This is a genomic window from Streptomyces aurantiogriseus (genome assembly GCF_014649375.1).
Taxonomy (GTDB): Bacteria; Actinomycetota; Actinomycetes; order Streptomycetales; family Streptomycetaceae; genus Streptomyces; species Streptomyces aurantiogriseus.
Genome location: NZ_BMSX01000005.1, coordinates 393,078 through 406,356 on the forward strand (window position 1 = coordinate 393,078; position 13,279 = coordinate 406,356).

The 13,279-nt window shown below is 68.9% G+C and carries 11 protein-coding genes; 2 read left to right on the forward strand and 9 right to left on the reverse strand.

All coding sequences use genetic code 11. The features are described from left to right. Positions 1-119: 119 nt before the first annotated feature. From IE263_RS14210 to IE263_RS14225, 4 genes are read right to left on the reverse strand one after another with little or no spacing between them, the layout of a single operon-like run. Positions 120-1,097, reverse strand: coding sequence for an ABC transporter substrate-binding protein (locus IE263_RS14210; protein WP_189936118.1), 978 nt, complete (start codon positions 1,095-1,097; stop codon positions 120-122). A gap of 12 nt (positions 1,098-1,109) precedes the next feature. Further along, positions 1,110-3,083 (reverse strand): ABC transporter permease, encoded by a 1,974-nt coding sequence (locus IE263_RS14215; protein WP_189936119.1) that lies wholly within the window; start codon positions 3,081-3,083, stop codon positions 1,110-1,112. After that, on the reverse strand, positions 3,083-4,171 hold the full coding sequence (locus IE263_RS14220) for a quaternary amine ABC transporter ATP-binding protein (protein WP_229910974.1): 1,089 nt from the start codon (positions 4,169-4,171) through the stop codon (positions 3,083-3,085). The genes IE263_RS14215 and IE263_RS14220 overlap by 1 nt, the downstream gene beginning before the upstream one ends. A 20-nt stretch (positions 4,172-4,191) precedes the next feature. Next, positions 4,192-5,661: an aldehyde dehydrogenase family protein gene (locus IE263_RS14225; protein WP_189936121.1), complete on the reverse strand. Its 1,470-nt coding sequence runs from the start codon at positions 5,659-5,661 to the stop codon at positions 4,192-4,194. 218 nt (positions 5,662-5,879) lie between these two features. On the opposite strand from IE263_RS14225, the gene purU reads away from it, so the two are divergent. Beyond that, on the forward strand, positions 5,880-6,752 hold the full coding sequence (purU, locus tag IE263_RS14230; RefSeq protein WP_189936124.1) for a formyltetrahydrofolate deformylase: 873 nt from the start codon (positions 5,880-5,882) through the stop codon (positions 6,750-6,752). 109 nt (positions 6,753-6,861) lie between these two features. On the opposite strand, the gene IE263_RS14235 is transcribed toward purU, so the two are convergent. Both IE263_RS14235 and betA read right to left on the reverse strand, forming a co-directional pair. After that, positions 6,862-7,698, reverse strand: coding sequence for a methylenetetrahydrofolate reductase (locus IE263_RS14235; protein ID WP_189936125.1), 837 nt, complete (start codon positions 7,696-7,698; stop codon positions 6,862-6,864). A 3-nt stretch (positions 7,699-7,701) separates the two neighbouring features. Continuing rightward, positions 7,702-9,372, reverse strand: a complete 1,671-nt coding sequence (gene betA, locus IE263_RS14240) for a choline dehydrogenase (protein ID WP_189936127.1) — start codon at positions 9,370-9,372, stop codon at positions 7,702-7,704. Positions 9,373-9,523: 151 nt separating this feature from the next. Between betA and IE263_RS14245 the strand changes: the two genes are divergently transcribed. After that, positions 9,524-10,321: an IclR family transcriptional regulator gene (locus tag IE263_RS14245; RefSeq protein ID WP_189936129.1), complete on the forward strand. Its 798-nt coding sequence runs from the start codon at positions 9,524-9,526 to the stop codon at positions 10,319-10,321. A gap of 9 nt (positions 10,322-10,330) precedes the next feature. On the opposite strand, the gene IE263_RS14250 is transcribed toward IE263_RS14245, so the two are convergent. The 3 genes from IE263_RS14250 to IE263_RS14260 all read right to left on the reverse strand — a co-directional run bounded on the left by IE263_RS14250 (position 10,331) and on the right by IE263_RS14260 (position 13,136). Beyond that, the gene (locus IE263_RS14250; protein WP_189936131.1) at positions 10,331-11,464 is read right to left on the reverse strand and encodes an aromatic ring-hydroxylating oxygenase subunit alpha; all 1,134 of its coding nucleotides are present in this window, start codon (positions 11,462-11,464) and stop codon (positions 10,331-10,333) included. A gap of 149 nt (positions 11,465-11,613) precedes the next feature. Then, positions 11,614-12,777, reverse strand: a complete 1,164-nt coding sequence (locus tag IE263_RS14255; protein ID WP_189936133.1) for an NAD(P)/FAD-dependent oxidoreductase — start codon at positions 12,775-12,777, stop codon at positions 11,614-11,616. Further along, positions 12,774-13,136 carry a bifunctional 3-phenylpropionate/cinnamic acid dioxygenase ferredoxin subunit gene (locus IE263_RS14260; RefSeq protein ID WP_133045065.1) on the reverse strand — a complete coding sequence of 121 codons (363 nt, stop codon included), beginning with the start codon at positions 13,134-13,136 and terminating at the stop codon, positions 12,774-12,776. Before IE263_RS14260 ends, IE263_RS14255 begins: the two co-directional genes overlap by 4 nt. Positions 13,137-13,279 lie beyond the last annotated feature (143 nt).

The following is a 13,279-nucleotide window of genomic DNA, read 5'->3' on the forward strand; positions in this document are numbered from 1 at the left end:
AGGGGGCCGTGACGTCGGACAACAGCCCGACACGCGGCCCGCACACGGCAACGCCCGGCGGGCGGAGCGCACGTGTGCGCCCCGCCCGCCGGGCGTGTTCGACCACCCCGGAGCAGGGGCTACTTGATCCAGGCGTCGACCTTGTCGCGGTTGGCCTCGACCCACTTCTCGGCCGCCGCCTCCGGCGTCATCTTGTCCACCGCGATGTACTTGGCCACGGTGTTCTGGTCGTCGTTCGTCCAGGTGAAGTTCTTCACCAGGTCATAGGCCGGGCTGCCCGACTTGGCGAACTTCGCGCTGACGATCTTGTCGAGCTTGTAGACGGGGTAGTCGCAGGCGACCTTCTCCGCGTCGGCGTCACAGCCCGTCTTGTACTCCGGCAGCTTGACCTTGACCAGCGGCACCTCGGATATGAACCACTGCGGCTCGTAGAAGTAGCCGATCACCCATTCCTTGTTCTTCTCCGCCTTCCGGAAGGCCTGGATGAGCGCGGTCTCGCTGCCCGCGTACACCACCTTGAAGTCCAGCTTCAGGTTCTTCACCAGGGCCTCGTCGTTGGTGACGAACGACGGGTCGCCGTCGAGGAGCTGGCCCTTGCCGCCCGACTCGGAGGTCTTGAACTTCGCCGCGTACTTGTTGAGGTTGTTCCAGTCGGTGATGTCCGGGTGTTCCTTCGCCAGCCACGGCGGCACATACCAGCCGATCAGGCCTTCGTTGCCGGTGACACCGGCCTCCACGGCGGTCTTCTGGTCGGTGATGTACTTCTTCTTCAGGTCGTCGTGACCCCAGTTCTCGATGACGGCGTCGACCTCGCCCGTCCCGAAGCCCTGCCAGGCGACCTCCTCCTTCAGGTCCTTCTTGGTGACCGTACAGCCGAGGTCGTGCTCCGCGACGTACGCGACGACCGCCGCGTTCGCCTCGTAGCCAACCCACGGGTTGACGGCGAGGTTGAACGTGCCGCACTTGCCGGAGCTGCCCGAGCCGTCCGCGGCCGAGGAGTCGTCACCGACCTTCGCGCCGCCGCAGGCGGTGAGGGCGAGACCGAGAACGGCCAGGCCGGCCGCGCCGGCTCTCCACTGTCGTACCTGTGTTGCCATGGTCAGTGCTCCTTACGCGCTCACGCGCCGCGCCGCTGCCTGAGTGATCCGGTCGAACATGACGCCGAGAAGGACGATGGCGAGCCCCGCCGCAAGGCCCTTCCCGTACAGCTGTCCCTGCGAGAATCCGGCCACGACGTCGTAGCCGAGGGCGCCCGCTCCTACCAGGCCGCCCACCACAACCATCGACAGCACGTAGATCAGGCCCTGGTTCGTCGCGAGCGTCAGGGCACTGCGTGACATCGGCAGTTGAACCTTGGTGATGATTTGCCAGGTGTTGCACCCGGTGGAGGTGGCCGCCTCGACGGTGGTCTCGGGCACGGCCCGGACCCCGTCCGCGATGATCTTGATGGCGACCGGTGCCGCGTAGACGATCGCGGCGACGATGGCCGTGAAGCGGGTGGCGCCGAACAGCGCGAGGAACGGCACGAGATAGACGAACGGCGGCATGACCTGTGCCGCGTCCAGCGTGGGCCGCAGCATCCGGTCCACGAGCAGGCTGCGCCCCATCCACACCCCGAAGACGACACCGAGCACCATGACGAGCACCGTCGCCACCACGGTCGACGCCAGCGTCGTCATGGCGTCCGACCACACACCCGTGCCGACCAGCAGGCCCACGCACACGGCCGCGGTGGCCCCGGCGCGCCAGCCGCCGAGCACCGCACCGAGCGCGATCAGTACCACGCCGACGAGCCACCACGGGGAGTCGGTGAGCAGCGACTGGAACGGGTTGAGCAGGCCGGTGGTGATGCCGTCACGGAAGGCGTTGGTGATGCCCGAGAGGTTGTCCTGCGCCCATGTGGTCGCGGTGTCCGCCGTGCTCGCGATGGAACTGCCGATGCCGCCCTCGCCGGGGAACTCCGCCGCCCATACATAGGTGTGCGACAGGTAGACGAGGACCGCCGTGACGACTCCGCCCGCGGCCAGCAGCGGCCGCCGCCAGGTGAGGAAGCGGCTGCCCGAGCGCCGGGCCGCCTCCTCGCGGGCGCTGGCGGCGGTGGTGACCCGGTCGAGGACGATCGCCATCACGACGATGGCGAGCCCCGCGTTGAAGGCCGTACCCACGTCGAGCGACTGCAGGGCCTGGACGACGGTCTTGCCGAGGCCGGGCGCGTCGATCAGGGCCGCGATGGTCACCATGGCCAGGGCGGCCATGATCGACTGGTTGACGCCCATCACCACGGTCCGCTTGGACATCGGCAGCAGGACCTTCAGCAGCGCCTGCCGCCGTGTCGCGCCCAGCGAGTCGGCCGCCTCGACGGTGGTCTCCGGCACGGAGCGGATGGCGTGCGCGGTGATGCGGATCGCGGGTGGCGCCGCGTAGATCACGGTGGCGATCGTGGCGGAGGCCCCACCGATGAGGAAGAACAGGGTGAGCGGGGCCAGGTAGACGAAGGTCGGCATCGTCTGCATGAAGTCCAGGAAGGGCGTCAGGATCCGGTTGACCCGGTCGGACAGCCCCGCCCACACACCCAGCGGGATCGCGAACAACAACGCCACGAAGACCGCCGAGACGGTGAGAGCGAGGGTGTCCATGCTCTCCTGCCACAGACCCTGCAGCCCGAGGAAGGTGAAGCCCGCCACGGCCAGCAGAGCCACCCGCCAGTTGCCCACGGCCCAGGAGACGTAGCCCGCGATGCCGACGACGCCCAGCCATCCGATCTGCGGGACGGGACGGCCGGCGGAGGGCTGTGAGATCAGGTCCTGGATGAAGGTCACCAGGTTGTCGATGACCAGACGGATCTCGTTGAAGAAGTAGAGGAAGAGCGGGTTGGAGTTACGGTTCGCGCCGATCGAGTCGTTGACGTCGTTGAACCACCGGTGCACGTCGGTGAGGTCCGCGGCCGCCAGGGTCAGGGTCTGCTTTCCCCGGAAGATCGCGAACAGCACCAGCCAGGCGACCAGGATGGCGGCCACCACCGCGCGTCGGCTGATCTTGCGCACGCCGGTCAGAGGTGCGGACTTCTCCAGGGCGACGGCCATCACGCGCCGCCTTCCTGCCCGGCGACCACCGCGAGGATCTCCTCGTCACCCACGATCCCGAGCAACTCGCCGTTCTCGACGACCTTGACCGGCTTGTCGGCCGCCAGTACCGCCCGGGTGGCCTCCTTCACCACGACGTCCGGGCCCAGCTCGGGACCGTCCAGGGCGTCGTCGGGCTCCGCCGGGCGCATGATCCACCGCAGGGTGAGCACATCGCCGCGCGGCACGTCCTTGACGAACTCGCGTACGTAGTCGTCGGCGGGGGCGCCGACCAGTTCGTCGCCGGTGCCGCACTGGACCATCTTGCCGTCGCGCATGATGAGGATGCGGTCGCCCAGCTTGAGCGCCTCGGAGAGGTCGTGGGTGATGAACACCATCGTCTTGCCGACCTCGTGGTGCAGCCGGATGACCTCGTTCTGCATGTCACGGCGGATCAGCGGGTCGAGTGCCGAGAAGGGCTCGTCGAAGAAGAGCACGTCCGGATCACCGGCCAGCGCCCGGGCGAGGCCGACGCGCTGCTGCATACCGCCCGAGAGCTGGTCGGGGTAGGAGTTCTCGTAACCGGCGAGGCCGACGAGTTCGACGACCTCAAGAGCCTGCTTGGTACGTTCGGCCTTGCTCATGCCGCGGATCTCCAGACCGAAGGCCACGTTGTCGACGACGCGACGGTGGGGCAGCAGCCCGAAGTGCTGGAAGACCATGGAGAACTTGCGGCGGCGCAGGTCGCGCAGGCGTCTGCCGTCCGCGTCGCGGATGTCCTCACCCTCGAAGACAAGCTCACCGGCAGTGGGTTCGATCAGTCGGGTCAGACATCGCACCAGCGTGGACTTGCCGGAGCCGGACAGGCCCATGACGACGAACACCTCGCCCTTGCGGACATCGAAGTTCACATCGCGTACGGCTGCGGTACAGCCGGTACGGTCCATGAGCTCACGGCGGGTGAGGCCGCACAGCTCCTCGGACTCCGGCACTCGGTCGGCCTTCGGCCCGAACACCTTCCACAGGCGGCGCACGGATATGACTGGAGTACCGTCCGAATCCTGGGGCATGCCGCGCCGCTGCGGCACCTCGGTCTGCGTGGGGGTCACGATCGACCTCTTTTCGGCGTTCAGCCGCGGAACCAGTGTTGCGGCCGGGGTTGGATGTTCTGCCAGATGTGCTTGGGCTCTCGGTACTCCTCCAGGCCGGTCGGTCCCAGCTCCCGGCCCACGCCCGAATGCCCGAAGCCACCCCATTCCGCTTGCGGCACGTAGGGGTGGTAGTCGTTGATCCACACCGTGCCGTGGCGCAGCCGCCGGGCGACCCGCTGGGCCTTGCCGGCGTCCTGCGTCCACACGGCTCCGGCGAGTCCGTACTCGGTGTCGTTGGCGATGCGTACGGCGTCGTCCTCGCCGGTGAAGCGCTCCACGGTGAGGACGGGTCCGAAGGACTCCTCGTGCACCACGCGCATGTCCTGCCGGCACTCGTCGAGGACGGTCGGCGGGTAGTAGTAGCCGTTCGCGAGGGCGGGGTCGGCGGGGCGCTCGCCTCCGCAGCGCAGTACGGCGCCCTCGGCGAGGCCGGCCGCGACGTACGCCTCGACCTTCTCCAGGTGCTGGGCCGAGATCAGCGCTCCGGTCTCGGCCTCGGGGTCGAAGGGGCCGCCCAGGCGGATCCGCCGGGCGCGGCGGACGACCTCGTCGACGAGGCGGTCGTGGATCGAGTCCTCGACGATCAGGCGGGCGCCGGCCGAGCAGACCTGCCCGGAATGCAGGAAGACGGCCGTGAGGGCGAAGTCCACGGCCGTCTCGAAGTCGGCGTCGGCGAAGATCACGTTGGGGTTCTTGCCACCGAGCTCCAGCGCGACCTTCTTCACGGTCGCGGCCGCGGTGGCCATGATCCGTTTGCCGGTCTCCAGGCCGCCGGTGAAGGAGACCATGTCGACGGCGGGGTCCTCGGAGAGCGGGGCACCCACCTCGGGCCCGGTGCCCAGGACGAGGTTGGCGGCGCCGGCGGGGAGCCCGGCCTCCTCCAGCGCCTTCATCAGCAGGATCGAGGTGGAGGGGGTGAGCTCACTGGGCTTGAGGACGATCGTGTTGCCGGCGAGGAGGGCCGGGGCGACCTTCCAACTGGCCTGCAGCAGCGGGTAGTTCCAGGGGGTGATCAGCCCGCACACACCGATCGGTTCGTGGACGACGCGGCTGACGGCGTCCTCGCGGCCGGTGTCGACCACCCGGCCCGCATCGGTGCCGGCGATCCCGCCGTAGTAACGGAAGCAGGAGACGACGTCGGCGATGTCGTACTCGCTTTCCACCAGCCGCTTGCCGGTGTCCAGCGATTCGGCGCGGGCGAACTCCTTGGCGTCGCGCTCGATGAGGTCGGCGGTGCGCAGCAGCAGCGCGCCGCGCTCCCGCTCGGGGGTGCGCGGCCAGGGTCCCTCGTCGAAGGCACGGCGGGCCGCGGCGATCGCCGCCTCGGTGTCGGGACGGGTCCCTTCCGAGACGGTCGCGGTGAGCGTGCCGTCAGCGGGACAGCGGATTTCCCGGCGCCCTCCGGCCACCGGATCCCGCCATTCCCCAGCCACATACAGGTCTGCCACGCGCCAAGCCCTTCAGCCGAAATGCGTTGCGCATCGTGCATTCAATTGCTTGTGGTGGAACACCATGGCGAACGCTGCAGAGCTACGTCAAGGGGTCGGCGGATGACGATTCGGCAAGGGGCCCCACGGCCCTTTTCTCTTGACCAAGGACCCCACCAGCGTCAACCATGTTGCGCATTGCTCACCGAGTTGCGCAATACGCACCCACGGAGGCCACCATGTCCCCTCGACCGCAACCTGGCCGTGAGTACGTCCTCACCCTCTCGTGTCCCGACAGCGCCGGACTGGTTCACGCCGTGAGCGGCTTCCTCGTCAGGAACTCGGGCAACATCCTGGAAAGCCAGCAGTTCGATGATCGACTCCAGGGCCGTTTCTTCATGAGGGTCCACTTCGACGTCTCCGATCCGGACGCGAGTCTGAAAACTCTGCGTTACCGATTCGGTCCCGTCGCCGAGGCGTACCGCATCACCTGGACCCTGAGCGAGGCGTCGACCCCGACCCGGACGCTCATCATGGTGTCCAGGTTCGGCCACTGCCTCAACGATCTGCTCTTCCGCCGGCGCACCGGCGCCCTCAACATCGACATCCCCGCGATCGTCTCCAACCACCGGGACTTCGAGGGGCTGGCGGAGACCTACGGCATTCCGTTCCACCACATTCCTGTCACCAAGGACACCAAGGCCGAGGCCGAGGCGCGTCTGATGGAGCTGGTCCGCGAGCTGGACATCGACCTGGTGGTGCTGGCCCGCTACATGCAGATCCTCTCCGACGACCTGTGCAAGCAGCTCGAGGGCCGCGCCATCAACATCCATCACTCCTTCCTTCCCAGCTTCAAGGGCGCGCGCCCGTACGAGCAGGCCTACGCCCGCGGCGTGAAGCTCGTCGGCGCGACAGCGCACTACGTGACACCGGACCTGGACGAGGGGCAGATCATCGAGCAGGACGTGGTCAGGGTGGACCACTCGCTCGACCCCGGTGACCTGGTCACGGTCGGACGGGACGTCGAGGCACAGGTGCTCGCGCACGCGGTGAAGTGGCACAGCGAGAGCCGGGTGATGGTGGACGGCAACCGTACGGTGGTCTTCCGCTGAGCATCATCCGTATACAAACGCCGGACGGGCGATCCAGCCCGTCCGGGGGCACCCCCTCTGAGGGAGTGTGAGGACGAGGCCCGTTCAGGGCCGAAGCGGGGGTCCGGGCTCACCCCTCCAGCCGATCGAGCACAGCGCGGCGCCACCGTTCCGTCTCCGCGATCTGGTTGAAGGTGAACAGGTGCAGGCCTGCCACCCCCGCCGACGGCGCGGTGAGCGCCTCGATGCTGCGGGTGAGCAGCCTCTCGGGCGAGTAACCCCCGGGCGCAGCGAACCGCACGAACCACGACGCGTGCTTCGTCAGGAAGCGCGTCGACTCCCCCACGCCGATCCTCGTCGCCATCGCCAGCAGCTTCGCCCGCTGCACGGGCCCCGCAACGCCGAGCTGGACAGGCAGGGTGACGTCCCGGCGCCGGATCCGGGCGATCCACTCCCCCAGCACGCGCGGGTCGAAGCAGAGGTTGCTCACGATGTAGGTGGCGTGCTCGCGCTTGTCCCACATCGACTGGATGGTGACGTCGTCGTGGATGAGGGGATGGCTCTCGGGATAGCCGGTGACGCCGATGTGCGCGAAGGGCCTGCCCAGCTCGCTCAGCCGGCGCAGCACCGGCAGCGCCCCGTCGTAGGCCCCGGCCGGCGGGTCGGCGTCGCCCGCCGGGACGAAGACGTCGTCCACGCCCGCCGCACGGAGCCGGTCGACAACCTCCTTCAGGTGCGCGTCGTCCCGCAGCAGCCGCGCGGGCACGTGCGGGACGACGCGGTAGCCGTGCGCCGCGAGCCGGCCGGTGAGGGCGAGGGTCGGTTCCAGGCCCTTGACCGGCGACGCCGTCACGGTGACGACGACGTCGCGCGGGACATGGGCGAGGACTTTGTCCTCGGTCGCCTTCGCGGGCAGCACCTCGTAGCGGACGTTGTCCAGCAGCGTCCTCAGCCCTGCGGCGCCCAAGGTCTACCCCGCCTGCTTCTGGGCGTCACGGTGGCGGTAGTACGCGGCCTTCGACGGCGCGAGCGGTTCCTTGCCGAGGATCAGGTCGGCGGCCTTCTCGGCGATCATCATCACCGGTGCGTAGATGTTGCCGTTGGTGACGTACGGCATCACCGACGCGTCCACGACACGCAGGCCCTCCAGGCCGTGCACCCGCATGCTGGCCGGGTCGACGACGGACATCTCGTCGGTGCCCATCTTGCAGGTGCAGGACGGGTGCAGGGCGGTCTCGCCCTCCTTCGCGACCCAGGCGAGGATCTCCTCGTCCGTCTGCACAGTCGGCCCGGGCGAGACTTCCCCGTCGTTGTACGGGGCGAGGGCGGGCTGGTTGAGGAGCTTGCGGGCCACGCGGATCGCCTCGACCCATTCGCGGCGGTCCTGCTCGGTGGAGAGGTAGTTGAAGCGCAGCGCCGGGTGCTCGCGCGGGTCCCTGCTCCTGATCTTCACCGAGCCGATGGCGTCGGAGTACATGGGGCCCACGTGCACCTGGTAGCCGTGGCCACCGGCCGGCGAGGAGCCGTCGTAGCGGACGGCGATCGGCAGGAAGTGGAACATCAGGTTGGGGTAGTCCACGTCCTCGTTGCTGCGGGCGAAACCGCCGGCCTCGAAGTGGTTGGTGGCGGCCGGGCCCCTGCGGAAGAGCCACTGCAGTCCGATGAAGGGGGCGCGCCACTTCGCCATGTACGGCTGCATGGAGACCGGCTGCCTGCAGGCGTACTGGACGTAGACCTCGAGGTGGTCCTGCATGTTCTCGCCGACGCCCGGGAGGTCGTGGACGATGTCGATACCGAGGGCGCTCAGCTCCTCGGCGTTGCCGACGCCGGAGAGCTGCAGCAGCTGCGGGGAGTTGATGGCGCCGCCACAGAGGATGACTTCCTCGGCACGGACCTGCTGGAGCGCGCCCCGGCCGCGCCGGTACTCGACGCCGACGGCGCGCTTGCCCTCGAAGAGGACGCGGGTGACCAGGGCGCGGGTCCTGACCGTGAGGTTCGGCCTCTTCATCGCAGGCTTGAGGTATGCCTTCGAGGCCGAGAGACGACGTCCGCGGTGGACGTTTCGGTCGAACTTGGCGAAACCTTCCTGTCGGTAGCCGTTGACGTCGTCCGTGGGGGCGTAGCCGGCTTCCTGGGTGGCCTTGAGGAAGGCGCCGAAGAGCGGATTGGTCGCGGGGCCGCGTTCGAGGACGAGAGGGCCGTCATGGCCGCGGAACTCGTCGTCCGGATCGGCCGCGAGACAGTTCTCCATGCGGCGGAAGTACGGCAGGCAGTGCGCGTAGTCCCAGCTCTCCATGCCGGGGTCGGCCGCCCAGCGTTCGTAGTCCAGGGGGTTGCCGCGCTGGAAGATCATGCCGTTGATGCTGCTGGAACCGCCCAGCACCTTGCCGCGCGCGTGGTAGATGCGTCTGCCGCCCATGTGGGGCTCGGGCTCGGACTCGTACTTCCAGTCGTAGAACCGGCTGCCGATCGGATAGGTCAGCGCCGCGGGCATGTGGATGAAGACGTCCCACGGATAGTCGGACCGGCCGGCCTCCAGCACCAGCACCCGGTTCGCCGGGTCCGCGGAGAGCCTGTTCGCCAGTGCGCTGCCGGCGGATCCACCGCCGACGATGACGAAGTCGTAGTGCAGAGGAGCCATGATGCCTCGTCTCGCTCGCGCCGTAGATACGCGAGGCATGCTAGTACCAGTAGCGTTATGCGCACCAGGTTGCGAACAACGCAACTTGCAGGGGATTCGTTTCCATGCCGTTACTTGCAATGGTGTTGTTTACTACGCGTATAGTTTCGCTGTGAGCAACCACAGCCAAGACACCGAAACGTCGAGTTCGCAGGCCGGCGGAGTCCAGTCGGTCGACCGCGCCATCAGCGTCCTGGAGATCCTGGCCCAACGCGGCGAGGCGGGCGTCAGCGAGGTGGCCGCGGAGATCGATGTTCACAAGTCCACCGCGTTCCGCCTGCTCGGCGCCCTGGAGGCGCGCGGCCTGGTGGAGCAGGCGGGCGAGCGCGGCAAGTACCGCCTCGGCTTCGGCATCGTACGTCTGGCCGGCGCGGTCACGGGACGCATCGACATCACGCAGCAGGGCCGCCCGGTCTGTGAGCGCCTCGCCGAGGAGATCGGCGAGACGGTCAACATCGCGGTCATGCAGGAGCACTACGCGATCAACCTCTACCAGGTGCGCGGCCCGGGAGCGGTCACCGCGCACAACTGGGTCGGCCAGCTGACGCCGTTGCACGCCACGTCGAGCGGCAAGATCCTGCTGGCGCACCTGCCCGCCGACGAGCGCGCCGCACTGCTGACCGAGGCGGGCCTCAAGAAGATCACCCCGCACACCATCACCTCGAAGGCGAAGCTCGAGAAGCACCTCGCCGAGGCGCGAGAGGCCGGCTACGCCTGGACCCTGGAGGAACTGGAGGTCGGACTCCACGCCATGGCCGCTCCGATCCTCGACCGGGACGGAGAGGTCATCGCGGCGGTCACCGCCTCCGGTCCCTCGTACCGGTTCACCGAGGAGCGGATGCGCGAACTCGCCCCGGTACTGATCAAGGGGGCCGAGGAGATCAGCCACCGGATGGGCTACCTGGGCTGACCGGCCCGACTACTGCGGCCGGCGGGTGGCCAGACGCTCGTTCACCCAGTCGTGGAAGGCCCCGATGTGGTGCTCGCTGGGCACCAGCACGCCGCCCTTGGCGTACATCCGGGAGCTCATCCCGGGCTGCGTGCGCTCGCATGCCTCGAAGTCCTGCCGGTTGACCCGGTCGAAGAGTTCCACGGACCGGCTGACGTCCTTGCCGCTCTCGACGACGTGCGGGAGATAGAGCCAGTCGCACTCGACGATCGTGCGGTCGACGGCCACCGGGTACATCCGGTGGAAGATCACATGGTCGGGGACGAGGTTGATGAACACCTGCGGCTTGACGGTGATCGCGTAGTAGCGGCGGTCCTGATCCTCCGCCACCCCGGGGATGCGGTCCAGCCCCTCGGAGCCGTCGACGGTGAAGCCCCGGACCTCCTCGCCGAACTCGGCGCCGTGGCCGACGTAGTACTGGGCGGCGTAGCCGTCGGCGAACTCGGGGAGCACCTCGGTGAGTTCCGGGTGGATCGTGGCGCAGTGGTAGCACTCCATGAAGTTCTCGATGATGAGCTTCCAGTTCGCCTTGACGTCGTAGACGATGCGCTTGCCGACGGAGAGGTTGTCGATGTCGTAGCGCTCGATCGACTCCACGTCGCCGAGGCGGGTGATGATCTCGCCGATGACGTCCTCCTCGAAGGAGGGCGGGTTCTCCGCCAGGCAGACCCAGACATAGCCGAGCCATTCGCGGACGGCCACGCTCACCAGGCCGTACTCGGTGCGGCCGACGTCGGGCATCTTGGTGAGGTTGGGTGCCGCGACGAGCTTGCCGTTCAGGTCGTACGTCCAGGCGTGGTACGGGCACTGGAAGGCCCGCTTGACCTCGCCGCTGTCCTCCGTGCAGATCCTGGCTCCGCGGTGCCGGCAGACGTTGAAGTAGGCGCGGATCGAGTTGTCCCGGGCGCGGGTGACGAGGATGCTCTCGCGGCCCACGTCGACGGTGCGGAAGGCGCCGGGCTTCGCCAGTTCGGAGGCGCGCGCGACGCAGAACCACATGGTCTCGAATATGCGCTCCTGCTCCTGGGCGAAGACGGCCGGATCCGTGTAGGAGGAGCCGGGGAGGGTGGCGATCAGGCTGTCCGGCAGGCTGGTCGAGGTCACAGTGCACTCCTCGGGAAACGTCGTGGAGGGGTCATTCACGCGCCGGGAAGAGCGTCTCCGGACGGCGTCTGGATGGTGCGCTTTTGTTCTTCATCGCGCAACGTAACGCGCCATTCGCAACGGCAGCTTGGGGTGCCGGATGGGCGGTGTCAAGATGTCGCGGCGGCGAGCTGCTTGCGCCAGCGCATGAACAGCCGCGGCTGGTTCATCCCGAGCACGGCGACGGGATGTCCGGCGCGCCGGTAGACGGCCAGGACGTTGCGGTCGCCCGGGGCGCCTTCCTCGACCGTCACGCTGTCGGCGCCGGCCGCGTGCCCCGCGAACTGGATCTTGACGCCGTACTGGTCGGACCAGAAGTACGGCGGCCGGGGCACGCCCGGTTCGACCACGCCGCCCGCGAGCAGTGTGGTGACGGCGGCGTCCGGGCGTTCCCGGGCACCGGTCCAGTGCTCGACGCGGTGGTGGGCGCCCGCGCGGGGGTCGTACCAGTTGGCGCAGTCGCCGACCGCGACCACACCGGCCAGGCTGGTGCGGCCGTCCGCGCCGCACTTGACGCCGTTGTCGAGCTCGACGCCGGATCCCTCCAGCCAGTCGACGCACGGGCGGGCACCCACGCCGACGACGACGATGTCGGCCGGGATGCTGCGGCCGTCCTCGAGCAGGACGGCGTCCACACGGCGCTCCCCGCTGAGCCCTTTGACACCCACGCCGCACAGCAGCCGTACGCCGTGGTCCGCGTGGAGGGCGGAGACGATGCCGCCCATGGTCTCGCCGAGCGGTCCGGCGAGCGGCGTCGGGGCCACCTCGACGACCGTCACGTCGAGACCGAGGGCGTGGGCGGTGGAGGCGACCTCGGCGCCGATGAATCCGCCGCCGATCACCACCAGCCGCCCGCCCCGGGCCAGTTCGTCCCGCAGGGCGCGGGCGTCGTCCAGGGTGCGCAGAGTGTGCACTCCGGCGAGGCCCTCGGCGCCCGGCAGCATGCGGGCCGCGGCGCCGGTCGCGATGACGACGCCATCGGCGCGGACCTCCCGGCCGTCGGCGAGCCGGACGGCGCGCTCGCTGCGGTCCAGTCCGGTGGCGCGGATGCCCAGCAGCCACTCCGCCTGCAGGTCCTCGCCGTCCGTCTCCAGCACGAGGTCCGCTTCGCCGAGGGTGCCGGCCAGGAACTCCTTGGACAACGGCGGCCTGTCGTACGGGCGGTGGAGCTCGTCACCGATGACGACCAGCCGCCCGTCGTAGCCCCGCTTCCGCAGCGAGCGCGCCGCCGACAGACCGGCCAGCGAGGCACCCACCACGGCCACGGTCCTCACGCGGGACCGCCGGCGAGCCGGGATGCGACGCAGGGCGGCAGGTTGGGGGCGTCCGTGGACACCCGCACGTAGATCATGCCGTCCTCGACGACGACCTCATGGGTCCGGACCGGGAGCTTGGCCGGCGGGGCGTCGACGGCGCCGGTCCTCAGGTCGAACTTCGAGGCGTGCAGCGGGCATTCCACCTCACAGCCCTCCAGCCAGCCGTCGGCGAGCGAGGCGTCCTGGTGGGTGCAGGTGTCGTCGATGGCGAAGACCTCGCCGTCGTCGGTGTGGAACACCGAGACCGGCGGGTCGATGTCGAGCCGGAAGGCCTCGCCTCGCGGGAGATCCGCGAGACGGCACGCGGGAATCATCATGACACCTCGGTGCGTATAGCGAAACGGATTGCGATGAGCGCAACGCCAGTCTGCGGGCCGTTCTGAACCGTTGTCAAGGCGTCCAAAGGCCTGGTTCGGACGGGTCGGCCGGTCGCCCCCCGGGCAACTCGAAGCGCCCGAAC

Bases quoted from the DNA above. Each gene is read 5' to 3' on its own strand.
- IE263_RS14215 (WP_189936119.1), bottom strand. From the start codon at position 3,083: ATGGCCGTCGCCCTGGAGAAGTCCGCACCTCTGACCGGCGTGCGCAAG.
- purU (WP_189936124.1), top strand. From the start codon at position 5,880: ATGTCCCCTCGACCGCAACCTGGCCGTGAGTACGTCCTCACCCTCTCG.
- betA (WP_189936127.1), bottom strand. From the start codon at position 9,372: ATGGCTCCTCTGCACTACGACTTCGTCATCGTCGGCGGTGGATCCGCC.
- IE263_RS14260 (WP_133045065.1), bottom strand. From the start codon at position 13,136: ATGATGATTCCCGCGTGCCGTCTCGCGGATCTCCCGCGAGGCGAGGCC.
- IE263_RS14210 (WP_189936118.1), bottom strand. From the start codon at position 1,097: ATGGCAACACAGGTACGACAGTGGAGAGCCGGCGCGGCCGGCCTGGCC.